The following is a 22,836-nucleotide window of genomic DNA, read 5'->3' as shown; positions in this document are numbered from 1 at the left end:
TAGCTCAGTAGGTGTAGAACATCCGCTGGATTTCCTTCGTGTCGGTCGTCTTTGTCAGCGCCAGCATCAGCAGAATGCGCGCCTTTTGAGGGTTGAGCGTATCCGAAACGACGAAGTCGTGTTCGTCGTCCTTGGCCTCGCCATTGCGTGCGACGATGCCGTTGCCGACGCGGCTGCTGCGAACGATCACGACACCCTTCTTGCGGGCCTCGTCGAGAGCTGGCTCGACCGCGGGCCTGGCCAGGCTGCCGTCGCCGACGCCGGCATGCACGATCCCCTTGGCTCCGGCGCCGACAAAAGCGTCGATCGCGACCCGGTTCATGTTGGCATAGCCGTAGACGATATCGACTTGCGGCAGGACATCGAGGCTGGAGACGTCAAATTCGGAGTCCGCCGTGTGGCGGCGCGTCGATTGACGATAGAAGTACGGCTTGTTGCCCTGCATCGAGAAAGCCGAGTTCCGGTGTGCGGAAGGTGTCTGCCGTCGAGGTGTTGTTCTTGGTGACATCGCGAGCCGCGTTGATCTGATCGTTGAGAGCAACCAGCACGCCCTTGCCGACGGCCTCGTCACTGCCCGCGAGGATCACCGCGTTGAAGAGGTTGATCGGCCCATCCGCGCTGATCGCCGTCGACGGTCGCATTGCGCCGACGACGACGACGGGCTTCTTGCTCTTGACGACGAGGTCCAGGAAATAGCTGGTTTCCTCGATCGTGTCGGTCCCGTGCGTGATCACGATGCCGTCGACGTCGTCCTGCGCGAGCAGCGTGTTGACGCGCTTGGCAAGCTTCAGCCAGTAGTCATTGTTCATGTTCTCGCTGGCGATCTGGAAAACCTGCTCGCCCTTGACGTTGGCCACCGTTTTCAGTTCGGGGACGGCATTCAGGAGGGTCTCTATGCCCACCGTGGCTGCGGTGTAACCGACCACGGTGGTGCTGCTCGCGCCGCTGCCGGCGATCGTGCCGCCGGTTGCGAGCACCATGACGTTGGGCAGTCCCGGGCCCCGCGCGTTCGCGGCTTCAAGTCCGATGAGCAGCGCGAAGAGCAAGCTCATTGCCGCGATGAAGTGATGACGCACTCGAGGTTGCCACATCTTGACGTCCCTTTCCTAGAAAGCCTTGTCGATGCGCCCCGCTTCGCTCAGCACCACATGATCGGTCAGTCGAGAGCTCCTGTCTAGGGCGACGCTTTCGGATGATTTGGTCTGGAAGCCGGCACACGCAAACACACACGCGAATGGCCGGGACAAGCCCGGCCATGTGGCAGTTCGTCTGGCGATTGCTCGCTAAAGCAGCAGCGAATTCGCGGCGCCTTACGCGCCCATCTCGCACTTCTTCATAAAGCTGTTCTTGGCGGCGCCGGCGAGCGGCTTGCCCTCGGCGCTGACGGCCTTGGGCGCGCAGGCTTCGGCTTTGCACTTCTTCATGAACGAGGTCTTGGCGGCGCCAGCCAGGGCCTTGCCGTCCTTGCCGACGGCCTTGCTTTCGCAGGTGTCCTCCGCGAAGGCCGAACCCGCTGCAAACGTGGCAACGATCGCAGCCAGGAAAATCCGCTTCATCATGATTGTCTCCCTAAACCAGAAATGGCACGCGGATTGGAGCCGGGAATCGTGGCGCAATCAAGCTGGATGAGCGCCTGCTGTCCGGTCTTCCTGGCGATTTTTCGAACGCGGGTTCGACGGGGCCCACGGTCTGCTGCACTGCTCGCTGACCGGGACGGGCGATCCTGCTAGCTTCGGGCGAGTTTAGCCGAAGGGAGATCGTGATGGAGACCCTGATTGCGAACATGCCGGATGCCGCTTCTGACCGGCATTCTCACCTGGTTCGGCCGCAAGACATGGAATGGCAGAAGACGCGCTTTCCCGGCTGCGAGGCCAAGACGCTGCTGTTCGATCGCAGCAGCGGTCTGATGACGGCCTTGATGCGCTTTGCGCCGGGATCGGTGCTGCCCGATCACGAGCATGTCGGCGTCGAGCAGAGTTATGTCATAGAGGGCGCTCTCGTCGACAACCAGGGACCGGCCAAGGGGATTGCCTGCAAGGCCGGCGAATTCATCTGGCGCGAGGCGGGCAGCCGGCATGCGGCCTGGTGCCCGGAGGGCGCCCTGATCCTGGCGATCTTCCAGGTGCCGAACAAGTTCTTCGAAGCCGACGGCCGCGTCGTCGATGCCGCCGGTCAAGATTGGGACCAAACGTGGGGGCACACCAACGCGCAACGGGCGGGGAGGCCGCGATAGGCGGCTCTTCGCAGCTCAACTGCCGTCATCGATGCTTCTGACGAGCATGGTGACCTGAACGGCGATCAGCCGCCGCATCTCCTTGCCGTTCCTGGCGGTTTCGCGCAGTCCCCGCATGCCGAACACCAGGCATCGCGCCAGCACCTCCGGCTCGATCGCTATCCCGGCGGCCTTCACCTGATCGCGGATGAGGTCGGCGACCAGACACTGGAAGTTGTCGTAGACCTTCCGAACTGCGGGGAAACGGAGGTCGAACAGATCTGCCGAATCGGGATGCGCCTCGATCAGGTCGAAGCCATGCGATCCCCAGGATTTGCAGGCGTGGAGCAGCTTGGCGTGAAGGCCGTCGAGGCGCGCGATTGCGGCCCTGATCTCCCGATGCTTCTGCTCGTCCATTCGCTGGATCACCGCCGCGAACACGGCATCCTTGTCGGGGAAGAGCAAATAGAGCGCCGGCCGCGACATTCCCGCCTTGGCGGCGACGTCGCCCATCGTCGTGCGGGCATGGCCGTAGCGGGAGAACACCTCCGTTGCAGCCTCGACGGCAAGCGCCTCTTTCGAAATGCTGGAACGAGCCATGAGCCTCACAAGCGTTGGAATTGAAGGTCGAGTCATATTGACAAAATATCAATAATTGTCAATTTGACGGAAGCGGCATGAGGCCACGAGAGGTTCTGCGAGATGAACGATGAAGCGCGACTGAAGATCTGGAACACCTATCAGGCGGCGTGGGGACCCATCGATGAGGACGAGCGGCGTCGGCTGCTTGAGCAAAGCGTGGCCGCGGACTGCGTGTATACCGATCCGGGCTCGCAGATTGAGGGACGTGACGCCTTGATGGCGCGCATCGGTCAAACCCAGCTCAAGTTTCCCGGCGCGCATTTCAGGAATGACAGCTTCCTCGAGCACCATGATCAGGGGCTTTTTCGCTGGACGATGTACGACGGCGCCGGTCGCGTGTTCGTCACGGGCGAGAGTTTTGGCCGCTTCGGCGACGATGGCCGCCTCGTTCAGGCGACGGGCTTCTTCGAGGTGCCCGCAGCCAAAGCCTGAGCGCTGGCCGGCGCGGCAGCCGATCCTGCCGCTCCGGGCGTCGCCCTCAGGCGCCGCGCGCGAGAAGCGCCTTGAAGTCCGCGCGTGCGCGCTGTGCTTCGGCTCGCGCCACCGCGGAGGCGTCGCCGAGGCCGAAATAGCCGTGGATCAGGCCGGGGCCTTCATGATGCTTCACCGGCACACCGGCGGCTTCCAGCGCGCGTGCATAGGCTGTGCCCTCGTCGCGGAGGGGATCGAACCAGGCGGTGGTCACGATCGCGGGCGCGACGCCGGCGAGCGAAGCCGCGCGCAGCGGTGATACGCGCCAGTCGGTCGCATGCGAGGGATCGGCGAGATAATGGCCGCAGAACCACTCCATCACGGCGCGCGAGAGGAAGTAGCCTTCGGCATTCTCGGCGCGCGAGGGGAAGCGTGCGTTCTCGCGCGCGTCCGCATAACTGCCGAGGACATCGGTCACGGGATAGACCAGCAGTTGTGCGGCGAGCTTGATGCCGGCGTCGCGGCAGGCGATCGCGCTGGTGGCGGCGAGATTGCCGCCGGCGCTGTCGCCGGCAACGCCGAGGCGTTTTGCATCGCCGCCAAATTCCGCGACGCGGCCAAACACGTCGCTCACCGCGGCAAAGGCGTCCTCGAACGCGCCGGGAAAGCGCGTTTCGGGCGGGCGACGGTAGTCGACGGAGACGACGACCGCGCCGGTCTCGATCGTAAGGTTGCGTGCCTGCCGGTCGTGAGTCTCGAGGTCGCCCGCGACCCAGCCGCCGCCATGGAAAAACACCACGGTCGGCGCCGGCGTGGTGCCGACCCGGTAGATACGTGCATCGAGCGGTCCGGCGCCGCCTTTCACCTTGATATCCGCGACGATGTCCACCGGCGGCGGCGCTATGGCCGCGCGTGAGGCAGCCAGTGCGCGCAAGGAATCGCGTGCGCTCTGTGGCGTCATCGTCTTGGCATCGCGCATCGGCAGCAGCGGAATGATCTGGGCGATGACGGGATCGAGCGGTGCGGCCATGTTGGGATCCTCACAGGGTTCTTGGTCTTGCTTGCGGGTTAGCATAGATATGGCGCGCCGCATCGGCAACGGCTCGCAGTTGCCATGCCAGGGTTTGCGATGCCATGGGATGAACGGGCAGGGAGGTCTTGAGGTGGAATTCGAAACGCTGGTCCAGTCGCGCCGCAGCGTGCGCGGCTTCAGGAACGAGCCGGTGCCGCGCGCGGTGATCGAGGCGATCATCGACAGTGCCAAACGTGCGCCGTCGTCGATGAACACCCAGCCTTGGCATGTCCACGTGCTCACAGGCGGGCCGCTGGATCAGCTGCGCCGACGCAACATGGAGGAAATGGTTGGCGGCGCCAAAGTCAAGCGCGACATCGTCAGCCATGGCGAATACCAGGGCGTGCACCGGACGCGGCAAGTCGACGTCGCCAAGAAACTGTTCGGCGCGATGGGGATCGCGCGCGACGACAAGCCGATGCGGCAGGACTGGGTGCTGCGCGGCTTCCGCCAGTTCGACGCGCCGGTCTCGCTGGTCTTGACCTATGACCGCGTGCTCGATCCCGGCGCGGTCTGCCATTTCGATCTGGGCGCGCTCTGCTACGGCATCGTGCTCGCGGCCTGGGACCGCGGTCTCGGTTCGGTGATCAACGGGCAGGGCATCATGCGTTCCGACATCGTGCGCGAGGTCGCGAACATTCCGGAGGACGAGGTGATCATGACCTGCGTCGCGATGGGCTATCCCGACGACAACTTTGCCGCGAACGCCGTTCGCTCCGATCGCGGGGGCAACGACGATTTCGTGCGTTACGTCGGATTCGCCGAGTAGCGCAGGCAGAGGAGATTATTCTCTCGCCGATTTTTTTTGGTGCGGACCGCTTGGCGGCCTCTTGCATTCTCGATCGTGCGGGAGGAACAATGTGCGGACTGAAAGGTTTGATGCTGGCGCGAGGGAATTGACATGCGGCGGCTCGCTAGCCTGGTTCGACGGTTCTTCGGCCCGCGAGTGCGGCGTCCGATCGATGATGATCCAAGTCTTCCTTTCACCCCCGAAGAGTTCGGCCGGATGATCCGCAGCGGCCGGCACGAGGACATGAAGCTGCTGGCCGAAGGGCTGGCCTGCCGGACCGTTCCGCGCCGCACCAGACACCGCGCCGCGCACTAGGCTGGGGTCGAGACGGGTTGCTGCGCTCATCTCGTGAGTGCGACCTGTCTGAACGCGGTCAGCAGTGCCTTTTCCAGCTTTCCACTCATTCCGCAGAGAATGTTATAAGCCTCTGCCCGCGGCATCGTTGGCTTGTAGTGCCGGTGCTCGATCAGGGCAGCGTAGATGTCCGAGATCGTCAGGATGCGCACGATATCGCCGATGTTCCCGGCGCAGAGCGCATCCGGGTAGCCGCTGCCGTCGAGAAATTCGTGATGATGCCGCACGGCATCGAGGATCTCCGGCGAAATATTGTCGTGGTCTTTCAGAAAATCGTAGCCCGCCACCGGGTGCGTCTCGATCATGGCACGTTCCTCCGGATCGAGACGGCCGGGCTTGTCGAGGATGGCAAGCGGGATCCGGGCCTTGCCGATGTCGTGGAACATGGCCGCCGTGTATAGCCGCTCCAGATCTGACCTGCCGACGCCAAGGCTCAGGCCGAAATCGATGGCGACGCCGGTGACGAGGAGGCAATGCTGATAGGTCCCCTCGTGATGGCGCCGCACCGTCGTGAGCCATTCCGACAGGCCATGCTGGGTGATGCGATCGGCGATCTGGCGGCCGGCTTCCCTGGCGCCGCTGACGTCAATCGGCTGCCCCGATGTCACCGAGGCAAACATCGACGCGATGGCAATCGCCGCGGTCTCGACGGCGTTGTCCGGCTGCGGCGCGTGACCTGAGGAAGCAGGCGCCTCTTCGGCGGGATCAACCAGCGCTGCCAGCAGCTTGATCTTGTCGATCGTCCCGGGAAGGACGAGCGTGGCTCCGAGCGCGTAGGCCTGCGAGATACTCATGTGAGAGGAGTGCTCGACCAGGAAGATGCGCTTGGTTGCCTTCGCGAGCTTTACGCCTCGTTTCTTGATGGCCGCAATGGTGTGGACATCACGCAATTCCGCACGGATGACGATCGCGAACGGCACCTGGGACAGCTTGGCTTCCGCGTCGAGCCGTTCGCCTGCGACGGCAAACTGCTGCTCGAGCATCGAACAGACGCTCGACAATTTGTCTGAAGAATCAGCCAGCACATGCACGAACGGGCGTACCGCTTCCTTCTCTCGGATGCCGCCGTCGCCCTTGACGGGGCGGGATATAATTCGCGCGTTCTGCACGGTTGACCTGAATTATGCTGAGTGGATGGGCTGATGAATCCTTGGGCCTATTTGCTCTGAGCGGCAGTCTGCGCGGCGGCTGCCGGTTTCCTCTTGCCGTCTGCGGTGACGAAGTGCACGCCGGCGGTGGTGCCGTCGATCCAGACCAATTCGCAGCGCCGGTAGGCGAGCCCCGTCGACGACAGCAGCAGGAAGAATTCCTTGGCCCGCAGAACGTCGAGCGTGCCCTCGACTTCGATCTTCGCACCGCTTTGCGATATGTCGAGCAGAACGCAGCTGCGCCGCCACGTGCCGTCCGAGCCCATCAGATTGACCGGCTGCTTGTGATCCATTTTCACGCGCTGCGCTTTGCGACCGTCGAACTTCATCGGCTAACCCCCATCTTCGCGCCGCGATTTGCCGGATCGCTCGTGTTGGCGCTTGCCGCTATTTCCCCCCATCGCACTGTCCATTGGCTGGTGGACAGAAGCAGCGTCTCGAAGATCCGTTGCGCGCGCTCGCGCCCGGCATAGGAGAGCCTTTTCCCGCTGCGGTTGCTCAGGATGGTAAGGGTGGTCTGCCAGTTCAGCCGCGAGGCCCGGCACGCCATGACCAGCCCCTCGCAATCGTCGTCGCTCACGACACGCTCGATGATTTCGAGCGGCGCCCCTGAAAGCACCGACAGCGCCGTGAATAGGTTGGCCGTCTCGCCGCGGATCGCAAAACGGTTCACCGTGGAATCGTTGAGCTTGCCGATGCGGTTGAGGACGACGATCTCCGGCCTCGCGCTGGCGTAGTCGGCCCTGCAAGGCCGCTTTGGCGGAGCCGGCTCCGTTTCCGGCACCGGCGACGCGGCGAGCGGGTTGGGCGTGGCCGGCGCCTTCCGGGCTGGTGGGGCGGAGAGCAGCTTGCGCACGACCAGGTCGGGCGTGCCGGGCCGGAGCACCAGCGCCTTCGCGATCTCGCCGTCCTGGTCGGCCATGGCAATCAGCGCTGCATAGGCTGCGTCGGAGAATTTCGTTCCCGGGTTCTTGATCAGGGCAAGGCAGATCGGGCCGCCGTGCTTGATCAACGCTTCGGTCACGGTCGGCGCGATGTCGCTGCGGGCGGCGATCGCGCGTCGATGCCACTCGCCACGGGAGTCAATGACAGCCTCGAGATCTGCCGCGGAAAGTGCGCGCGACTTGAGCAACACAGGACATGCCACGTCCGGATTATCGTGCGAGGCGAGACGCCACAATGTTTCGGGAGGCGCGATGTCAAGCTCGGCGAGCGCCATGCTGAGCTGAACCAGTGCGCTGGTCTCGACCCGTTCCGTCAATCGCAGCAGAACACCGTCGACCACGTTGACGAGCAATTCCCGGCACTGGCCGCGGCTACCAGTGAGCAACTGCACCATGCCGGAGAGAATGCGTGCGCAACGCTCCGCCGGGCACGTTGCGACCGTCTCTTCCAATTCAGCGAGAATATCAGCAGGCGAATTTGCCATCATGGCAGGGGCCTGACCTAAAATTAATTTGGACTATCGAACTGCTTCTATTCCGCTCGACAAACGTTAATTTGAAATTTTGATTTTGCTCGTCTAGGTATATGTGCACCGCTGGCCACACGGGAAACGCTATCGAAAATTGGCGAGATTTGATGCGCCGGCTTGTCCTTGGACTTCGACGCTCGCCAACTGGTCAACATAGTTCGAAGTGATTCTTTCAGACTTAAGGGACACCGGAACGGGGAAGTTGGGCCGGCATCGTCGCCGGACGCGCGTGTGTTGCGACGCGAAGTTTCACATTTGCCATGAACAGAACTGATGATGCGCCGACGCTAGCGCCGAAGGTATTTCGTTTCACCGACGTCGATGAATTTCGAAGTGCCATACGAGGCCTGAACTTCGAGTTCACGCCTTTCGTACGGAGGATTTCGGCCGAGCAGACCATTCTGTCGCTGCCCGGCTGCGACGTGAACTTGACGCGGGCATTTCCGCGGGTCGTCGACGCACAGCTCGTCGAGAATTGTACCGCGATCGGATTCACGATGGACGATTTGGACGTGCCGGTTCGATTCAACGGCACGCAGCGCACACGACCCGTCATCGTCATGGGCAGCGGCGGCGCAACCTACACCACCATCGAGGAAGTGCCGCGGCAAATCGGCTCGGTGGTGTTCAGGCCGGAGGTGACGGATCGCGGCTGGCCACAAGCAGCCCTCTGCTTCAACATCTTCGAAACGACCGCCGCGGGCTTGAACCGGCTCCGCGGTGTGGTTCGGGAGGTGCTGGCAGCCGCTTCGGGGCCGGTCGATGCACCCGACGTGCCGCTGAAGGCTGCCGCCATGAGGGAGACCTTGCTCGGCGCTGTGGACGCAATTTTCCACAATATGGGTCCCGCGCGATGGACCCTGCGCCCCAATGACGAGCGCAACTTCAAGGTCTTTCAGGACATCCGCGCGCTGCTTTCCGACGACATCTCCCAGCCCATCTACAGCGACGAGATCGCGCGCAAGCTCGGCTTGTCCGTTCGCACCATGCACGATGTCGTCCGCCGCTATCGCGGCATGAGCCTGCACCGCTATCTACGTCTGCGGCGGCTGTGGCTGGTGCGTCAGCGGTTGCTCGCCGGTGCCGACAGCGTCAAGGCCGTCGCGCTGGCGTTCGGCTTCTGGCATCTCGGCGACTTCTCCAGAAGCTATCGTGACAGGTTCGGCGAGACACCGTCGCAAACGCTCGAGCACGGACGGCGAACCTAGCGCGTCAAAACGTTGAGGCCGGCCTGCTGATCCGTGCTATACTACCGGCCATGAGCAATCGCATCCTCGTCCTCTACGGTTCCTACCGTTCCGATCGCATGGGCATACGCCTTGCGAATTTCGTCATCGATCGCCTGCGCGGTCGCGGCGACGACGTCGTGTTCATCGACGCCAAGGCGATCGGCCTGCCGATGCTCGATCGTATGTACAAGGAATATCCCAAGGGCTCCGCACCTGAGGCGCTGGAGAAGCTGGCCGGAGAGATCCGCGGCGCCGATGGCTTTGTCTTCGTCACCGGCGAGTACAATTGGGGCATCCAGCCGGGCCTGAAAAATCTCACCGACCACTTCCTCGAGGAGTGGTTCTGGCGTCCGGCCGCGATCGTGAGCTACTCGGCCGGCCGCCTGTCCGGCGCGCGTGCCTCGACCGCCTGGCACGGCACGCTGTCGGAGATGGGTATGGTGGTGGTGTCGAGCACCATCGGCGTCGGCCCGATCGCACAGACGCTGTCGGAGGCGGGCGAACCGATCGGCGAAGGCGGCAAGGCGTTGGAACGCTCGTTCCCGCGCTTCGCCGACGATCTCGCGTGGTGGATCGAGGCCGCCAAGGCGCAGCGGGCGCGCAAGGCGCCGCCTTATTGACGGTCCCGTAGCCCTGATGGAGCGCAGCGCAATCCGGTGCCGTCGGTGTTTGCGGCACGATTCCCGGATTACGCTGCGCTCCATCCGGGCTACGAATTTGGATGCTACGCCGACCTGACCTCGCCGAGGAAGCGGTCGAACTGTCCGGCGAGATCGCGCGACTGGGTCGAGAGCTGCTCGGCTGCGCCCAGCACCTCTCTTGCGGCCGTGCCGGTATCGCCGGCGGCGCGCTGCACGCCTGAAATGTTGGTGTTGACCTCCTGGGTGCCGCGCGCGGCCTCCTGGACGCTGCGGGCGATCTCCTTGGTCGCCGAGCCCTGTTCCTCGATCGCGGCCGCGATCGCGGTGCCGATCTGGTCGATTTCGCCGATGACGTCGGCGACGTTGCGGATCGCGGTCACGGTCTCGTCGCTCGCGGCCTGGATCGCCGCAATCTGCTCGGAGATTTCGGTGGTGGCCTTGGCGGTCTGGCCCGCGAGCGATTTCACCTCGGCAGCAACCACCGCAAAGCCGCGGCCGGCGTCGCCGGCGCGGGCAGCCTCGATGGTCGCGTTGAGCGCCAGCAAATTGGTCTGCTCGGCGATGCTCTGGATCAGCGTGACGACGTCGCCGATCTTCTGCGCGCCCTCGGCCAGCGCACGGGCGGTGTCGCCGGTGCGGCGGGCGTTGTCGACGGCGCGGGCGGCGATCTCGGTGGATTGGGCCACTTGACGGCCGATCTCCGAGATCGAAGAGGTCAGCTCTTCGGTGGCGCTCGCAACAGTCTGCACGTTGCTCGATGTTTGCTGTGAGGCGGCGGCGACGACCGCGGCCTGGCTGTTGGTCTGGGCTGCCGTCGAGGTCATCGACTGCGCCGTGCTTTCCATAGTGGAGGAGGCTTTTGACAGTCCGCCGACGAGCTCGGTGACCTTGGCTTCGAACGCGCGGGTGATCCCGTCGAGCGCCTGTGCGCGGCGCATCTTGCCGTCGTTCTCGGCCTGCTTTTCGGCCGCGAGGCTGTCAGCCCGGATCATGTTGTCCTTGAAGACCCGGACAGCCGCGGCCATCGCGCCGATTTCATCGGAACGTTCGGCGCCGGGAATCTCTTCCGCGACTTCGCCGTCGGCGAGCCGCGACATCCGCGTTGTCAGATTGACGATCGGGGCGCAGACGCGGCGGCGGACCGTGACGATGAGGCCGGCGCTGGCGATCAGCACGGCGAGAAGGCCCGCGAGAGCGATGGTGAAGCTGGTGTGGGCCGCAGTGGAGGCACCGGCGAGAATGTGCTCGGCGTTGTCGTAGAAGGCGTCGCGGACCTCGATGATGGTGCCGAGGCCGCGCTGCGTGGCGGTGTAATAGGTGTCCATGTCGTGTTCGTACTTGCCGCTGACCGCACCCTCCTTCACCAGCTTGAGCTCGCGGCCGAACTCTTCGATGTAGATCGCGTTGAATTTCTCCAGTGCGGCGGCGATGTTCGCCGGCGTTGCGGGATTGCCGCGCAGCTCCAGCAGCGACATCACGATCTGATCGTTGCGGCCCTGCGAGCGGCTGATCTCGGCCTTCTCGGTATCGGTCGCTGGTTTCTTGCCCCCGACGAGGTTCTTGTGCAGGCTGGAGTTGAAGCCGCCGACGTCGCGCAACGTCATCGCGATGTTGGCGTAGCTGGCCTGCCGGTAGGCGTCGCCATTGAGGATCGCCATGCGGCGGACCTGCTCGTTGAGCAGCGCAGTCACGCTGGCGTTGAGCACGGCGTTGTCGGCGACGATCTTCTTGGCGGCGTCCTTGCGCGCCTCAGGCGGGCCCGACATCGCCTTGTCGATGGCCTCGCGCAGCGACGTGAATTTCGAATTGATGGCGTCGATGTTGCCGCCGGTGGTGTTGCCGTCGTCGAACGGGCCCGGCAGGTCCTTGCGCAGCGCGTTCATCCTGTCGCGGGCGGCATCGGTCTGCTTGCGCAGCTTGTGCTGTTCGGCCAGCAGCGCCGGGTCGACGGCGGGAGGGCCATAGAGGATGTTGGTGGAAAAGCCGCGCTCGGGATTGAGGTAGCGCGGGATGTCGCTGACGGCGCGGACGGTCGCCAGCCGCCCCTGGGCTTCGGTGATTCGCTCCATCGTCTGGTATTTCGTTACGGCGACGTAGACGGCGAGGCCGCCGCCCACGGTCGAGAGCGAGACGATCGCGGTGGTCAGGAGCGTACCGATTTTCATGAGTCTGTCCGGCAACTGGCGCGGGAAATAATTTGCACGGACAATAGGCAGGCGATGTTAATCCCGGGTTTACGCTGGTGGCCGCGGTCACTTGGGCTGTCGGTCGAGGACCGCGAGGATATCGAGCGTTGCCTGATCGCGCTTGCCCGAAAAATACCGGGCGAGCGCCTGGTCGAAAACGGGTTCGTCGGACACCGCGTCGAACAGCGTCATCGACGAGCGGAATTTGGCATCATCGGGCGCGCCGAGGATCGCGTTGATGGTCCGGCCTTCGACGGCAAGCACGAGGCGGGTGCATTCGATCAGGCGCGGACCGAGGATGGGGTGGGCGAGATAGGCCTTGGCCTCCGCGCGGGAGGCGATGGCGTAGCGCTGCGACATGGCGCTGAAGCCGAGGCCGGCGACCTGCGGGAAGACGAACCACATCCAGTGGCTCTGCTTTCGGCCCCGGGTCAGCTCCCCCTGAACGTCGCCATAGACCGGGTCCTGGGCCCGGACAAAGCGTTCTAGATCGAACGGATCGGTCATAAGATACCTTGGAATACCCCGGAATGGCTTGCCGGAGCCTTGCCAGACGCCTGCCGGCCCCGATTATGCCTAACTTTTGGCTCCCAATGTGGTAGCTGGTATAGAGTCTCCGGGTGGGGGTGGGTCCCCCCGGGGGTCGATTTTGGGGAGCTGATGGTTTCCGACCGGGCACAAGCCGAGAGGCTATTGTCGCGCCGCCGTATTGGGCGAGCCGAGACGATATTGCTGTCTCTGGCCGCCGTCGCGCTGGCACTAGGCGCTGCCGCCTGGGTCGCGGATATCGGCGCTCCGGCCTCGCTGGTCACCGCCGCACTGCCGCCGGCCAATGCGCCTTCGTTCGATGATCGTTTCGCTTCGGCGTCCGGCAATCCGCCCGCCCGCGAGCTTGGGCTGCGGACGCTGGAGCGCTCCGCGGTGAGTGCAGTCCAGCTCAAATTGCGCGACGCCAAGGCGATGCTCGCCCAGAAGCTCCAGGGCGATGACTGGCGCTCCACTCTGACCGACGACGACCGGCATATGTCCGAGGAGACGAGACAATCGCAGCGTGCTGACGCCATCCCGATGCCGCGCTCGCGCCCGCCCCAGGCCGACATCTCCGCCCAGATCGCCTCGAGCCAGGCTTATGCCGAGACCAACCCCAGGGTCGACAACCGCAACTTCTTCGAAAAATTCACCGACAAGATCAAGCTGGCCTCGCTGACGCCCGACAGCGGCCTGTTCGGCAAGGCGCCGGATCTCGCCGCGCTCGGTTACGATTCGCGCACCGCGGTCTACGACATCTCGGCCAAGGCGCTTTACCTGCCGAGCGGCCTCGCGCTGGAAGCGCATTCAGGCATGGGCGCGCTGATGGACGACCCGGAGCACGTCGACCAGCGCATGGTTGGCGCGACCCCGCCCGCGACCTACGACCTGAAGCCCCGCGAAAAACTGTTTCACGGCGTCCGCGCACTGCGCTTGACCCCCACCGAGGGCACCAGCGCGCTCGGCCGCGTCGGCCTGCTCACCCACAATTACATGCTCGGGCCCCGTGGCGACTCCAACGGCTGCGTGTCGATCAAGGACTACGATCGTTTTATGAAGGCCTACGATAACGGTGAGTTCAACCGTCTGGTCGTGGTGCCGAAGTTGAGCCCATCGGCGACCGCCTCGCAGCGCGCGAGCACCGAGTCCTGATATCTGCTCCTGATATTTGCCTGCCACGGCGGGCTGCCGTTTTCCCTTCGTTAAGCCGTCATCGTGCAGAAGCAGCCCATGAGTGATCCGCAAAGTGAGTGATCCGCAAAGTTCCGAGACCCCGCTGCGCACGACGTTCAAGATCAAGCTGAACGGCGACACGCTGGCGATTGCGACCGTCGGCCAGGCCTATCAATTCCTCACCAATTTCAAATCGGTCGAGTGGATGGAATTCCGCTCCTTGCATGAAGATGCGGTCGCAGCGCTCGAAGGCGCCGCCGAGAACGCCATGCTCGTGGTGCAGGCGACCAACGCCGTGCGCGCGCTGTTCGTGAGCGCCAAGCTGCTCTGAGAGTGACGCGGTAGATATTTGGGGGATCCCGGGATTGCGCTGCGCTCCATCCGGGCTACCGCTCACAACTTGAACTCCGCTATAGGAACGGCAATAGCTCGCGAAGATCGCGCTCAAGCCGAGACGTTGAAACATAGTTCAGGGAGAGACCATCATGAAACGCCGTACGTTCCTCAAGGGCGGCGCCATGGCCGGCGCGACGACGCTGGTTGCCGCACCTGCGATCGCGCAAGGCGCGCCCGAGATCAAATGGCGCCTGACCTCCAGCTTCCCGAAGTCGCTGGACACCATCTACGGCACTGCGCAGACCTTTGCGAAATATGTTGCCGAGGCCACCGACAACAAATTCCAGATCCAGACCTTTGCGGCCGGCGAGCTCGTCCCGGGCCTGCAGGCGCTCGATGCCGTCAGCACAGCCTCTGTCGACATGGCGCAGACCCCGCTCTATTTCTACATCGGCAAGGAGCCGGCGCTGGCCTATGCGACCGGCGCGCCGTTCGGCATGAACCATCGCCATCAGGAATCCTGGTGGCACTTCGGCGGCGGCGCCGACCTCACCAACGAGGCGCTGAAGCCATTCAAGGCGCACGCCATCCTATGCGGCAATTCCGGCACCCAGATGGGCGGTTGGTTCCGCAAGGAGATCAAGACGGTCGACGATCTCAAGGGTCTCAAATTCCGCATCGCCGGCATGGGCGGTCATGTACTGGCGCGGCTCGGCGTGGTCCCGCAACAGATCGCGGGCGGCGACATTTATCCGGCGCTGGAAAAGGGCACGATCGACGCGGTCGAATTCGTCGGACCCCATGACGACGAAAAGCTCGGCTTCCAGAAGGTCGCAAAATACTACTACTTCCCCGGCTGGTGGGAAGGCGGCGCCATGCTGCACATGATCGTCAACGACGAGAAGTGGGCGTCGCTGCCGAAGCAGTACCAGGCGATCGTCAACCAGGCCGCGTCGGCCGCGGGTGCCTGGATGCTCGAGAAATACGACAGCGTGAATCCGGCAGCGCTGAAGCGGCTGATCGCCAATGGCGCGGAGCTGAAGGCGTTTCCGCAGCCGGTGCTGGAGGCCTGCTACGCCGCGACCCAGGAGCATCTGAACGAGCTCGCCACCAAGAGCGACCTGTTCAAGCGCACCAAGGAAAGCCACGACGCCTATATGAAGGAGCTGCTGTTCTACACGCAGATCGCGGAGAATTTTTACGATAATTATCTGCTCGGCAAGATGCGCAACAAGACCTGATCGCGCAAACTCCCGTAGGGTTGGCAAAGGCGCACTTGCGCCGTGCCCACCACTGCTTGCATGACTCGCCATGGTGGGCACGCTTCGCTTTGCCCACCCTACAGCATCTATCGTGCGGTGAATTAAGCCGCGCCCAGACCCAGCTTCTCGTAAATGCGCCTTGCATAGGCGCCGAACGCGTCCGTCGTCTTGAGCGGCAGAGCCCGCGGGAAGGGCAGGTCGATCGGAAAATAATCGGCCATCTTTGCCGGGCCGGCGGTCAGCACGGCGCAGTGCGAGGACAGGAACACGGCTTCCTGAATCGAGTGCGTGATGAAGATGATGGTCTTGCCGCTCTCGCGCCAGATCCGCAGCATCTCCAGATTCATCTGCTCGCGCGTCAGCGCGTCCAGCGCGCCGAACGGCTCGTCCATCAGGATCAGTTTCGGGTCGTGAATGAAGGCGCGCGCGATCGCGGTACGCTGCTGCATGCCGCCGGACAGCGCTCGCGGATATTTCTGCTCGTAGCCGGCAAGACCCACCAGATTGAGCAGATCGCGCGCCCGCTCGCGCGCGGCCCTCATGGGAAGGCCGACGATCTCCGCCGGCAGCAACACATTGTCCAGGATCGTCCGCCATTTCAGCAGCAGCGCCTGCTGGAATACCATGCCGATGTCGCGGGTCGGATCGAACGGGCTTTTGGCATTGCCGATCTTCACCGTGCCGCCGTCGGCGCCGTGCAGGCCGGCCAAGATCTTCATCACTGTGGTCTTGCCGCAGCCGGACGGGCCGACCAGCGAGACAAGCTCACCCTCCTGCACGTCCATGGTGACGTCGGACACCGCCAGGAATTCGGCGCCGCCGCTACGATAGACCTTGCGGACGCCTTGCAGGCTGATGAAGGGGTTTGAGCTCATGCCAGCCATTTGTTCAAGTTTGCGGCCACGAAGGCGTCGTCGCTGAGATCTGAATGCTCGCGAGTGACGCGGTCGATCTCGTCCTTCTGGCCGGGACTCATGCCCTCGTTCGGATCGAGGCACCACAAGCCCTGCATCAGGCCCTGCCGTCGCAGCACCTCATGGCAGCCGGCGATGCAACCGTGAAAATCGTTGGCGACGTCGAAGAAGGCGCTGTTGCAATCGGTGACGCGGGCATCGAGCGCGAGCAAATCGGCCGGGACGCTGTCCTTGTGCCGTGCCGCCTTGCAGCGCTCGAATTGCTTGATCGCGCTCGCCGTCCAGACCGACCAATGGCCGAGCAGACCCCCCTTGAAGTAGGTCCGCGTGGTGATGCCGTTGTCGCGGAGGTCGAACGGCAGCATCAAATCGAGCAGGATGTGGTCGTCATTGCCGGTATAGAGCGCAACGCGGTCGAGCGCGCCAGCCGCCGCGACGCCGCGCAGAACATCAAGGGTCCTGTAGCGGTTGAACGGCGCGATCTTGATCGCGATGACATTGTCGATCGCGGCAAAGCGCTGCCAGAACCGGCTCGACAGGACCACGCCGCCGACTGCCGGCTGAAGATAGAAGCCGACCAGCGGAATCTCGGCCGCGACCGCTGTGCAATGCGCGATGATCTCGTCTTCGGACGCGCTCTTCATCGCAGCGAGACTGAGGAGCCCTGCGTGGTAGCCGATGTCGCGCGCGGTGCGGGCTTCAGCGGTGGCCTGCTGGGTCGGGCCGGCAAGGCCCGCGACCAGCGCCAGCGGACGCTTGGTCCAGTCCGCCGCCGTCTCGGCAGCGAGCTCCAGCACGGGACGATAGAGGCCGACATCGCGGATCGCAAACTGCGTGGTGTGCACGCCGACGGCAAGGCCGCCGGAGCCGGCGTCGATGTAATAGCGCGTCAGCGCGCGCTGATGCGTTTTGTCGAGCTGGCGTTCGGCGGTGAGCGCGAGGGGATGCGCTGGCAGCACGGTGCCGTCGGCGATCAGCTTGCGGATATCGCTGTTGATCTGACTGTGGTGCATGATGTCCTATCCGAATTCAGGGCCGGCGACGGCGAATGGCATGTCCTCACCCGCGGCTGTGGCGGGGCCGAACCGCATGCGCTGGAACGGCCGTTCGATGCTCCAGCCCGACGCGGTCAATCCGTCAGGGAACGCGGCTTGCGACGCGACGGCGTCGAGCAGCAGCGGCCCGGTTTCCGATCGTGCGATGGCATCCACCAGGGTCAGCGCTGCTGCCGTGTTGTCGGCAAATAGCGGGCCGATATGGCGCGCGGTGCGTCCGTCGCGAACCAGCGCGATGGCTCCGTTCGCGGAGACGATGCGTGAGCCGGGACGCCGAGCGAAGTTGGAGAGCAGGGCGGTTCGATCGAAACCAGTGGCGCGCCGGTCACGCATGCGGAGCGCGTCGAGCGTCGCGGATGAAGGTGCCTGCCCGGACGTTGACGCGGGTTTCACCAGTTTGAGGCGGCGCAATTGCAGGGTCGGCGTGAACCCGAGCGGCCCATAGACGGCAGCACCATCCGGCGTTGCGTCGAGCCAGCTCGTCAGGCCGTTCCTGCGGGCGGTTTCCAGGCAGGCATCGACGAGGCGCGTTGCAAGGCCGCGGCGGCGATGGGTGCCTGATACCAGCACCATGCTGATCCAGGCATTTTTGCTGGAGTAGGGCAGCAGGGCCGCGGTTGCCACCAGCCGTCTGCCGTCACGGATGCCGAACACGATTCCATCGTGCAGGAAGATGCGCCAGTCCTCCTCGGTCTGGTTCCAGCGTGCTTCCGTCGACAGCACGAGCCCGGCGATCGCATCGTCGACGCCGAGCTTGATGATGGCCGGCTCGTCAGTAGCGTCCATCGCGCACCTCGTATTTGGTGGGCTTGCCGAGGCTCGGCATGGCGCGGGACACCCAATCCGCGGTCCAGGCGATCAGCTGCTCGGTGTCGACGACCGGCAGGCCGAACAGCTCGACGGCCTTGGACGTGTCCGTCAGCCACGCCGTCGGCTGTTCGTTTCCTGTCAGCACCGGCGCGCGGCCGAACCTGGCGCCGAATCGTGCTGCGAGGTCGCGTACCGCCAAGATCTCGTGGCCGCTGACATTGATCGGCGAGGTCGGCGTCGTGCAATGCGCGAGACAGCGCAGCGCCTGGGACGAGGCATCGCCCTGCCAGATGAAATTGACATGACCGATGCTGACGTCGATCGGCGTGCCCGTGAGCACCTTCGATGCGATGTCGTGGAGCACGCCATAGCGCATGTCGATCGCGTAATTGAGGCGGAACAGCCGCCCGGGCGTTCCGAATTTGCGCGAAAAAAACTCGAACATGCGCTCGCGGCCGACGCAGGATTGGGCGTATTCGCCGGGCGGGTTCGGCGCCATGTCCTCGCGCGAGCCTTTGCCGTCGACGGGGACGAAGGGATAGATGCAGCCGGTCGAGAACGCCACGATCCGCGACGAGGGGAAGGCCTGCGCGACCAGCGCCGGCACGTGCGCATTCATCGCCCAGGTCAGCGACAGATCGCCCTCCGCGCCGAATTTGCGGCCGGCCATGAAGACGATATTGGGCGCCTTCGGCAGCGTCTGAATCGCGGTCTCGTCCATCAGGTCGCAATTGATGGTCTCGACGCCACGCCCGTGCAGCCAGTCCTTGACGCCGGCGTCGCTGAAGCGGGCGACGCCAATGACGCGGCGATCGGGCGCTGCGGCTTTGGCAAGCCCCGCCAGCGTCGGCCCCATCTTGCCGGCGACGCCAAGGATCATGATGTCGCCCTCGACCCTGGCGAGGTCGTCGATCAATGCCTGGGTCGGCCGGCACAGGAGATCGTCGAGCGCAGCGATATCAGGGATGGTCTTCGGCAGTGTCTGGCGGGTCAGGAGCATGGTTGTGGTCCCTGGTCTTGGCTTTGACGTTTCAGGTCGGTGTTGCGTCACCGACCACGAATATGCGTTCGAGGGCGAGCACGAAGCCGTAAAGCGCGACGCCGAGCAGCGTCAGCAGCACGACGGCCATCACCATCGCGGGCGTGTCGAGCGATGACTGCACCTGGATCATGAGGTAGCCGAGCCCGCGCTCGGAGGCGATGAACTCGCCGACGATGGCGCCGGCGACCGCGAGGATGGCGCCGACTTTCATGCCGGAGAAGATGTAAGGCAGCGATCCCGGCAGCTGGATCTTGCGGAACAGCGTCCAGCGCGAGCCGCGCAGCGATTTGACCAGGTCGAGCAGATCCGGCTCGACCTCGCGCAAGCCCCGCGCGGTGGTGAGCAGGATCGGGAAGAAGCAGATGCTGAAGGCGATCAGGATGTTCGGCACGATGCCGTAGGAGAACCAGACGATGAGGAGCGGGCCGAGCGCGACCTTCGGGATCATGTTCAGCGTCACGAACAGCGGCAGCAGCACGAGGCTGATCAGCGGCGCCCAGCTGAAGATGACGGCCAGCGCCACGCCGACGAATGCGCCGAGCGCAAAGCCGCCGAGGATCTCGATCGCCGTCACCAGCGTATTGGCGCCCCAGGCGTAGCTCGCGGTTCCCAGCGTCTGGATTGTCGCGAGCGGCGAGGGCAGGATGAACTTCGGCACGTGGAAGGCATCGACCAGGACCTGCCAGAGCACGAGCACGGCGAGGTGCACGATCAGGACGATCGCAAAGCTGCGCGTATTGCGGGCGCCGTCTCCTGCCACCAGTTGCTCCCTGTTGCCAGCGGCCACCTTGCCGCTGGTCGCAAGCCTAACCGGCATCGAGGGAAGTTTCAACCAGTTGGTTGATTACGGCCGGAGCGAATGCAGCACGAGATCGGCGACGTGCCGACGGCGGGCGCGGCGCGCGGCCCGGCTCGACAGGTCCTTGCCGAAGATCGCCGAGAGCGTCGGTGTGTTGGAGAGATAAAAATAGCTGAGGCCCGCGATGGAGATATAGAGCTGGATCGGGTCGATTCCCTTGCGGAACATGCCGGCGCGGACGCCCTCGTGAAGGATGTGGGACACGCTCTTCACCAGCGGTGAATGCATCGCCTCCAGCCGCGTCGAGCCGCGGACGTGGCGGGCACCGCCGCGGTTCTCGTCGTTCAGAAGCACGATGAAATCGGGGTTCGTCGCCAGGTAATCGAACGAGGCTTCGATCAGTTTCCGGATCGCCTTTTCCGGCGGCAGGCCTTCGAGATTGAGCTGGCGTTCCTGCTCGCGGATATCGGCGTAAACCCATTCGAGCACGGCGAGATAGAGCGCGTCCTTGTCGCCGAAATAATGGTAGACGAGCTGCTTGTTGACGCCGGCGCGCTCCGCGATCTCGTCGACGCGGGCGCCGGCAAAGCCGTGCCGGGCGAACTCCTCGCGCGCCGCGGTGAGCAGCTTCTTGCGTGTGGCGACCGGGTCGCGCCGCTGCGGCACGGTGTCGCCTGAACGTTTTGCGGGCATTTCCAACCAAACAGTTGACAAGTTGAGGGCGGCCTTGTTGCATTGGTATCCTCACAGGGGGAGAGCGACAAGCCGGGTCGCGGGCAACGAGGAGAGATGCGATGAAGCGTTTGCAGGCGGCGGGCTCGGCCCTGGCTGTGGCCCTGATGCTCGGATCACCAGTCGTGCCCGCGACCGCGGGCGAAGCGGTCAATCTGATCCTGAACTGGGCGCCGACGGCCGATCACTCGCCCTATTATTACGCCAAGGCGCAAGGCTGGTACGAGAAGGCGGGCATCGATCTGACCATCGAGGTCGGCAAGGGCTCCGGCGTCTCCGCCGCAAAGGTCGGCTCCGGTGGCTCGCCCTTCGGCGTCGCCGATCTCGCCACCATGCTGGTGGCGAAGAGCAAGGGCGCTGACGCTGTTGCCGTAATGAGCGTCTACGCCAACACCGGGCAGACCTTCTACTGGCTGAAGAGCTACGGCGTGAACGGGGTGAAGGATTTTGCCGGCCACAAGATCGGCAATCCGCCCGGGGACGCCTCGCGCGTGATGTGGCCGGCTTTCGCCAAGGCTGCAGGGCTTGCACCCGACTCTGTCGGCTTCGTCAATGTCGGGCCGACCGCGAAGATCGCCGCGCTGAAGAGCCATACCGTCGACATCATCAGCGACTTCTACAACGAGCACGATTTGAAGGTGATCGAGTTCGGAAGCGATCTCGGCTACGTCAACTGGAAGGACATCGGGCTCAACCCTTACGGCAATTCGCTGATCGTGAACGGCGGCTATCTGCAGAAGAATCCCAAGCTGGTCGAGGAGTTCGTGCGCGTCACGCAAAAGGCCTTTGCGACCTGCGTCGCCGACGCCGCACCCTGCCTGAAGGCGTTGCTCGACCAGGTCTCCGGTCTCGACAAGGAGAACCAGGAGCGCCAGTGGGAGCGCATCAAGTTTTTGATGACGGATGAGTTCACCACGACGAAGGCGCTCGGCTGGATCGACGGCGAGCGGATGAAGAAGGACTACGAACTGGTCCAGACCTATCTCGGCATGGAAAAGCCGTTCGACGTCACGACGGCGTTCACGACCAAGATGCTCGATCCCGCCGTCAAGATGGATGCGAGCAAGGTGAAGAAGTAGGGGGCGAAGAGCCGTCGCGCCGCCCCACACACCGGTGTCATGCCCCGCGAAAGCGGGGCATCCAGTACGCCGCGCCCTGTCGATTGACCCACAACCGTCTCGGAGTCCTGGATCGCCAGCTTTCGCGGCCGATGACAGTTGGGACGGGCACGTAACCCCACGGAGAAATTAACCGGCCATTAACCATATCGGCGGCATCGTTAACCATTCAATAACAGGGAACGAGTCGGCCGCTATGGAGGCTGCAGTAAAACCTCAACGCCAAATGGTTCGCCTGCGCGGGCGCTCCTATGTGGCCTTCGTGTTCGTGCCGACGGTTCCCATCCAGGACTGGCTGCAGGAGATCGACACCACCATCGCGCGCTCGCCGGGCTTCTTTGCCGGCCGCCCCGTGGTGATCGACCTGTCCTCGGTCGATCTCAGCCAGTCCGGCATCGGGCATCTGCTCACCAGCCTTCAGGACCGCAACATTCGCGTGCTCGGGATCGAGGGCGTGGAGGAGGGCCGGTTGACCCCCATGATGCCGCCGCTGCTTTCGGGCGGGCGGAGCTGCGTCATCGAACCGAGCGCTCCCAAGAAGGTTGAGGCGAAGGTCGAGACCAAGCCGACCTCCTTGCTGCTCGAAAGCCCCGTTCGGTCGGGCCAGACTGTGATCTTCCCCGAAGGCGACGTCACCATTCTCGGCTCGGTCGGCTCCGGCGCCGAAGTCGTCGCCGGCGGCTCCATCCACATCTACGGCGCGCTACGCGGCCGCGCCATGGCGGGCGTGAACGGTCACACGAGCGCACGCATCTATTGTCAGAAGATCGAAGCCGAACTGCTTGCAATCGATGGCTTTTACCAGACCGCCGACGATATCGACGCGGCCCTGCGCGGCAAGCCGGCTCAGGCCTGGCTCCAGGGCAACACCATGCGAATTACTGCGCTGAACTGACCAGAAGGAGATT

General features: G+C 64.1%; 27 protein-coding genes. 11 read left to right on the top strand and 16 right to left on the bottom strand.

Annotated elements, in window-relative coordinates:
• Positions 1–4: 4 nt before the first annotated feature.
• The 3 genes from BRA1253DRAFT_RS45980 to BRA1253DRAFT_RS05045 all read right to left on the bottom strand — a co-directional run bounded on the left by BRA1253DRAFT_RS45980 (position 5) and on the right by BRA1253DRAFT_RS05045 (position 1,559).
• A complete protein-coding gene (locus tag BRA1253DRAFT_RS45980; RefSeq protein ID WP_305728427.1) occupies positions 5–445 on the bottom strand; it encodes a hypothetical protein in 441 nt (146 codons plus the stop codon).
• Positions 378–1,091: an asparaginase domain-containing protein gene (locus BRA1253DRAFT_RS45975; protein WP_305728426.1), complete on the bottom strand. Its 714-nt coding sequence runs from the start codon at positions 1,089–1,091 to the stop codon at positions 378–380. The genes BRA1253DRAFT_RS45980 and BRA1253DRAFT_RS45975 overlap by 68 nt, the downstream gene beginning before the upstream one ends.
• Before the next feature lie 219 nt (positions 1,092–1,310).
• Complete coding sequence (locus BRA1253DRAFT_RS05045; RefSeq protein ID WP_007591786.1) at positions 1,311–1,559, bottom strand: hypothetical protein; 249 nt, start codon at positions 1,557–1,559, stop codon at positions 1,311–1,313.
• A 203-nt stretch (positions 1,560–1,762) separates the two neighbouring features.
• Between BRA1253DRAFT_RS05045 and BRA1253DRAFT_RS05040 the strand changes: the two genes are divergently transcribed.
• Positions 1,763–2,233, top strand: coding sequence for a cupin domain-containing protein (locus BRA1253DRAFT_RS05040; protein ID WP_007591784.1), 471 nt, complete (start codon positions 1,763–1,765; stop codon positions 2,231–2,233).
• A 15-nt stretch (positions 2,234–2,248) separates the two neighbouring features.
• Here BRA1253DRAFT_RS05040 and BRA1253DRAFT_RS05035 read toward each other — a convergent pair whose 3' ends face one another.
• Positions 2,249–2,812, bottom strand: coding sequence for a TetR/AcrR family transcriptional regulator (locus BRA1253DRAFT_RS05035; protein ID WP_007591783.1), 564 nt, complete (start codon positions 2,810–2,812; stop codon positions 2,249–2,251).
• Between the two features lie 102 nt (positions 2,813–2,914).
• Here BRA1253DRAFT_RS05035 and BRA1253DRAFT_RS05030 point away from each other — a divergent pair, with 102 nt between their 5' ends.
• A complete protein-coding gene (locus tag BRA1253DRAFT_RS05030; RefSeq protein WP_007591775.1) occupies positions 2,915–3,286 on the top strand; it encodes a nuclear transport factor 2 family protein in 372 nt (123 codons plus the stop codon).
• Between the two features lie 46 nt (positions 3,287–3,332).
• Here the strand turns inward: BRA1253DRAFT_RS05030 and BRA1253DRAFT_RS05025 are convergent, their stop codons facing one another.
• Positions 3,333–4,295, bottom strand: coding sequence for an alpha/beta hydrolase (locus BRA1253DRAFT_RS05025; RefSeq protein WP_007591774.1), 963 nt, complete (start codon positions 4,293–4,295; stop codon positions 3,333–3,335).
• 133 nt (positions 4,296–4,428) lie between these two features.
• Here BRA1253DRAFT_RS05025 and BRA1253DRAFT_RS05020 point away from each other — a divergent pair, with 133 nt between their 5' ends.
• Positions 4,429–5,106, top strand: coding sequence for a nitroreductase (locus tag BRA1253DRAFT_RS05020; protein WP_007591772.1), 678 nt, complete (start codon positions 4,429–4,431; stop codon positions 5,104–5,106).
• A 132-nt stretch (positions 5,107–5,238) separates the two neighbouring features.
• Positions 5,239–5,442, top strand: coding sequence for a hypothetical protein (locus BRA1253DRAFT_RS05015; protein ID WP_007591770.1), 204 nt, complete (start codon positions 5,239–5,241; stop codon positions 5,440–5,442).
• 26 nt (positions 5,443–5,468) lie between these two features.
• Here the strand turns inward: BRA1253DRAFT_RS05015 and BRA1253DRAFT_RS05010 are convergent, their stop codons facing one another.
• From BRA1253DRAFT_RS05010 to BRA1253DRAFT_RS05000, 3 genes are read right to left on the bottom strand one after another with little or no spacing between them, the layout of a single operon-like run.
• Positions 5,469–6,590, bottom strand: a complete 1,122-nt coding sequence (locus BRA1253DRAFT_RS05010) for an HD-GYP domain-containing protein (RefSeq protein ID WP_007591768.1) — start codon at positions 6,588–6,590, stop codon at positions 5,469–5,471.
• A gap of 47 nt (positions 6,591–6,637) precedes the next feature.
• The gene (locus BRA1253DRAFT_RS05005; RefSeq protein ID WP_007591767.1) at positions 6,638–6,958 is read right to left on the bottom strand and encodes a PilZ domain-containing protein; all 321 of its coding nucleotides are present in this window, start codon (positions 6,956–6,958) and stop codon (positions 6,638–6,640) included.
• Entirely contained in the window at positions 6,955–8,061 is a 1,107-nt protein-coding gene (locus tag BRA1253DRAFT_RS05000; RefSeq protein ID WP_007591766.1) for a DUF2336 domain-containing protein, read from the bottom strand. The genes BRA1253DRAFT_RS05005 and BRA1253DRAFT_RS05000 overlap by 4 nt, the downstream gene beginning before the upstream one ends.
• 302 nt (positions 8,062–8,363) lie before the next feature.
• On the opposite strand from BRA1253DRAFT_RS05000, the gene BRA1253DRAFT_RS04995 reads away from it, so the two are divergent.
• Positions 8,364–9,311 carry an AraC family transcriptional regulator gene (locus tag BRA1253DRAFT_RS04995; RefSeq protein WP_007591765.1) on the top strand — a complete coding sequence of 316 codons (948 nt, stop codon included), beginning with the start codon at positions 8,364–8,366 and terminating at the stop codon, positions 9,309–9,311.
• Between the two features lie 50 nt (positions 9,312–9,361).
• Complete coding sequence (locus tag BRA1253DRAFT_RS04990) at positions 9,362–9,952, top strand: NADPH-dependent FMN reductase (protein WP_007591764.1); 591 nt, start codon at positions 9,362–9,364, stop codon at positions 9,950–9,952.
• A 104-nt stretch (positions 9,953–10,056) separates the two neighbouring features.
• On the opposite strand, the gene BRA1253DRAFT_RS04985 is transcribed toward BRA1253DRAFT_RS04990, so the two are convergent.
• Together BRA1253DRAFT_RS04985 and BRA1253DRAFT_RS04980 are read right to left on the bottom strand one after the other, a co-directional pair.
• Entirely contained in the window at positions 10,057–12,138 is a 2,082-nt protein-coding gene (locus BRA1253DRAFT_RS04985; RefSeq protein ID WP_007591763.1) for a methyl-accepting chemotaxis protein, read from the bottom strand.
• A gap of 87 nt (positions 12,139–12,225) precedes the next feature.
• On the bottom strand, positions 12,226–12,666 hold the full coding sequence (locus tag BRA1253DRAFT_RS04980) for a DUF1810 domain-containing protein (RefSeq protein WP_007591762.1): 441 nt from the start codon (positions 12,664–12,666) through the stop codon (positions 12,226–12,228).
• A 222-nt stretch (positions 12,667–12,888) separates the two neighbouring features.
• On the opposite strand from BRA1253DRAFT_RS04980, the gene BRA1253DRAFT_RS04975 reads away from it, so the two are divergent.
• The 3 genes from BRA1253DRAFT_RS04975 (at position 12,889) to BRA1253DRAFT_RS04965 (ending at position 15,437) form a co-directional block, all read left to right on the top strand.
• Complete coding sequence (locus BRA1253DRAFT_RS04975) at positions 12,889–13,839, top strand: DUF2778 domain-containing protein (RefSeq protein ID WP_007591761.1); 951 nt, start codon at positions 12,889–12,891, stop codon at positions 13,837–13,839.
• A 94-nt stretch (positions 13,840–13,933) separates the two neighbouring features.
• Positions 13,934–14,191 carry a hypothetical protein gene (locus BRA1253DRAFT_RS04970; protein WP_007609546.1) on the top strand — a complete coding sequence of 86 codons (258 nt, stop codon included), beginning with the start codon at positions 13,934–13,936 and terminating at the stop codon, positions 14,189–14,191.
• 154 nt (positions 14,192–14,345) lie between these two features.
• Complete coding sequence (locus tag BRA1253DRAFT_RS04965) at positions 14,346–15,437, top strand: TRAP transporter substrate-binding protein (protein ID WP_007591753.1); 1,092 nt, start codon at positions 14,346–14,348, stop codon at positions 15,435–15,437.
• Positions 15,438–15,559: 122 nt separating this feature from the next.
• Here BRA1253DRAFT_RS04965 and BRA1253DRAFT_RS04960 read toward each other — a convergent pair whose 3' ends face one another.
• From BRA1253DRAFT_RS04960 to BRA1253DRAFT_RS04935, 6 genes are all read right to left on the bottom strand, one after another.
• The gene (locus BRA1253DRAFT_RS04960) at positions 15,560–16,342 is read right to left on the bottom strand and encodes an ABC transporter ATP-binding protein (RefSeq protein WP_035992801.1); all 783 of its coding nucleotides are present in this window, start codon (positions 16,340–16,342) and stop codon (positions 15,560–15,562) included.
• Positions 16,330–17,385 carry a dihydrodipicolinate synthase family protein gene (locus BRA1253DRAFT_RS04955; protein ID WP_007591750.1) on the bottom strand — a complete coding sequence of 352 codons (1,056 nt, stop codon included), beginning with the start codon at positions 17,383–17,385 and terminating at the stop codon, positions 16,330–16,332. The genes BRA1253DRAFT_RS04960 and BRA1253DRAFT_RS04955 overlap by 13 nt, the downstream gene beginning before the upstream one ends.
• 6 nt (positions 17,386–17,391) lie before the next feature.
• Positions 17,392–18,213 carry a GNAT family N-acetyltransferase gene (locus tag BRA1253DRAFT_RS04950; RefSeq protein ID WP_007591748.1) on the bottom strand — a complete coding sequence of 274 codons (822 nt, stop codon included), beginning with the start codon at positions 18,211–18,213 and terminating at the stop codon, positions 17,392–17,394.
• Positions 18,200–19,237 (bottom strand): NAD(P)-dependent oxidoreductase, encoded by a 1,038-nt coding sequence (locus BRA1253DRAFT_RS04945; RefSeq protein ID WP_007591746.1) that lies wholly within the window; start codon positions 19,235–19,237, stop codon positions 18,200–18,202. Before BRA1253DRAFT_RS04945 ends, BRA1253DRAFT_RS04950 begins: the two co-directional genes overlap by 14 nt.
• A gap of 31 nt (positions 19,238–19,268) precedes the next feature.
• Complete coding sequence (locus tag BRA1253DRAFT_RS04940; RefSeq protein WP_035994923.1) at positions 19,269–20,039, bottom strand: ABC transporter permease; 771 nt, start codon at positions 20,037–20,039, stop codon at positions 19,269–19,271.
• 84 nt (positions 20,040–20,123) lie between these two features.
• Positions 20,124–20,771 (bottom strand): TetR/AcrR family transcriptional regulator, encoded by a 648-nt coding sequence (locus BRA1253DRAFT_RS04935; RefSeq protein WP_007591743.1) that lies wholly within the window; start codon positions 20,769–20,771, stop codon positions 20,124–20,126.
• 101 nt (positions 20,772–20,872) lie between these two features.
• Between BRA1253DRAFT_RS04935 and BRA1253DRAFT_RS04930 the strand changes: the two genes are divergently transcribed.
• Both BRA1253DRAFT_RS04930 and minC read left to right on the top strand, forming a co-directional pair.
• Positions 20,873–21,889 carry an ABC transporter substrate-binding protein gene (locus BRA1253DRAFT_RS04930; protein ID WP_007591742.1) on the top strand — a complete coding sequence of 339 codons (1,017 nt, stop codon included), beginning with the start codon at positions 20,873–20,875 and terminating at the stop codon, positions 21,887–21,889.
• Positions 21,890–22,124: 235 nt separating this feature from the next.
• On the top strand, positions 22,125–22,823 hold the full coding sequence (gene minC / locus BRA1253DRAFT_RS04925; RefSeq protein WP_007591741.1) for a septum site-determining protein MinC: 699 nt from the start codon (positions 22,125–22,127) through the stop codon (positions 22,821–22,823).
• Positions 22,824–22,836 lie beyond the last annotated feature (13 nt).

Origin of the sequence: Bradyrhizobium sp. WSM1253 (assembly GCF_000244935.1) — a bacterium.
GTDB classification, from domain to species: Bacteria; Pseudomonadota; Alphaproteobacteria; order Rhizobiales; family Xanthobacteraceae; genus Bradyrhizobium; species Bradyrhizobium canariense.
Note: the sequence above shows the minus strand (reverse complement) of the source record. Positions and strands in the feature narration are given on the sequence as shown.

Coding starts and splice junctions, on each gene's coding strand:
- BRA1253DRAFT_RS04945 (WP_007591746.1), bottom strand. CDS start 19,237: ATGCTCCTGACCCGCCAGACACTGCCGAAGACCATCCCTGATATCGCT.
- BRA1253DRAFT_RS45980 (WP_305728427.1), bottom strand. CDS start 445: ATGCAGGGCAACAAGCCGTACTTCTATCGTCAATCGACGCGCCGCCAC.
- BRA1253DRAFT_RS05025 (WP_007591774.1), bottom strand. CDS start 4,295: ATGGCCGCACCGCTCGATCCCGTCATCGCCCAGATCATTCCGCTGCTG.
- BRA1253DRAFT_RS04930 (WP_007591742.1), top strand. CDS start 20,873: ATGAAGCGTTTGCAGGCGGCGGGCTCGGCCCTGGCTGTGGCCCTGATG.
- BRA1253DRAFT_RS05005 (WP_007591767.1), bottom strand. CDS start 6,958: ATGAAGTTCGACGGTCGCAAAGCGCAGCGCGTGAAAATGGATCACAAG.
- BRA1253DRAFT_RS05045 (WP_007591786.1), bottom strand. CDS start 1,559: ATGATGAAGCGGATTTTCCTGGCTGCGATCGTTGCCACGTTTGCAGCG.
- BRA1253DRAFT_RS05030 (WP_007591775.1), top strand. CDS start 2,915: ATGAACGATGAAGCGCGACTGAAGATCTGGAACACCTATCAGGCGGCG.
- BRA1253DRAFT_RS05015 (WP_007591770.1), top strand. CDS start 5,239: ATGCGGCGGCTCGCTAGCCTGGTTCGACGGTTCTTCGGCCCGCGAGTG.
- BRA1253DRAFT_RS04950 (WP_007591748.1), bottom strand. CDS start 18,213: ATGGACGCTACTGACGAGCCGGCCATCATCAAGCTCGGCGTCGACGAT.
- BRA1253DRAFT_RS05035 (WP_007591783.1), bottom strand. CDS start 2,812: ATGGCTCGTTCCAGCATTTCGAAAGAGGCGCTTGCCGTCGAGGCTGCA.
- BRA1253DRAFT_RS04985 (WP_007591763.1), bottom strand. CDS start 12,138: ATGAAAATCGGTACGCTCCTGACCACCGCGATCGTCTCGCTCTCGACC.
- BRA1253DRAFT_RS04935 (WP_007591743.1), bottom strand. CDS start 20,771: ATGCCCGCAAAACGTTCAGGCGACACCGTGCCGCAGCGGCGCGACCCG.
- BRA1253DRAFT_RS04995 (WP_007591765.1), top strand. CDS start 8,364: ATGAACAGAACTGATGATGCGCCGACGCTAGCGCCGAAGGTATTTCGT.
- BRA1253DRAFT_RS04980 (WP_007591762.1), bottom strand. CDS start 12,666: ATGACCGATCCGTTCGATCTAGAACGCTTTGTCCGGGCCCAGGACCCG.
- BRA1253DRAFT_RS04955 (WP_007591750.1), bottom strand. CDS start 17,385: ATGCACCACAGTCAGATCAACAGCGATATCCGCAAGCTGATCGCCGAC.
- BRA1253DRAFT_RS04960 (WP_035992801.1), bottom strand. CDS start 16,342: ATGGCTGGCATGAGCTCAAACCCCTTCATCAGCCTGCAAGGCGTCCGC.
- minC (WP_007591741.1), top strand. CDS start 22,125: ATGGAGGCTGCAGTAAAACCTCAACGCCAAATGGTTCGCCTGCGCGGG.
- BRA1253DRAFT_RS45975 (WP_305728426.1), bottom strand. CDS start 1,091: ATGTGGCAACCTCGAGTGCGTCATCACTTCATCGCGGCAATGAGCTTG.
- BRA1253DRAFT_RS04965 (WP_007591753.1), top strand. CDS start 14,346: ATGAAACGCCGTACGTTCCTCAAGGGCGGCGCCATGGCCGGCGCGACG.
- BRA1253DRAFT_RS05000 (WP_007591766.1), bottom strand. CDS start 8,061: ATGATGGCAAATTCGCCTGCTGATATTCTCGCTGAATTGGAAGAGACG.
- BRA1253DRAFT_RS04990 (WP_007591764.1), top strand. CDS start 9,362: ATGAGCAATCGCATCCTCGTCCTCTACGGTTCCTACCGTTCCGATCGC.
- BRA1253DRAFT_RS05040 (WP_007591784.1), top strand. CDS start 1,763: ATGGAGACCCTGATTGCGAACATGCCGGATGCCGCTTCTGACCGGCAT.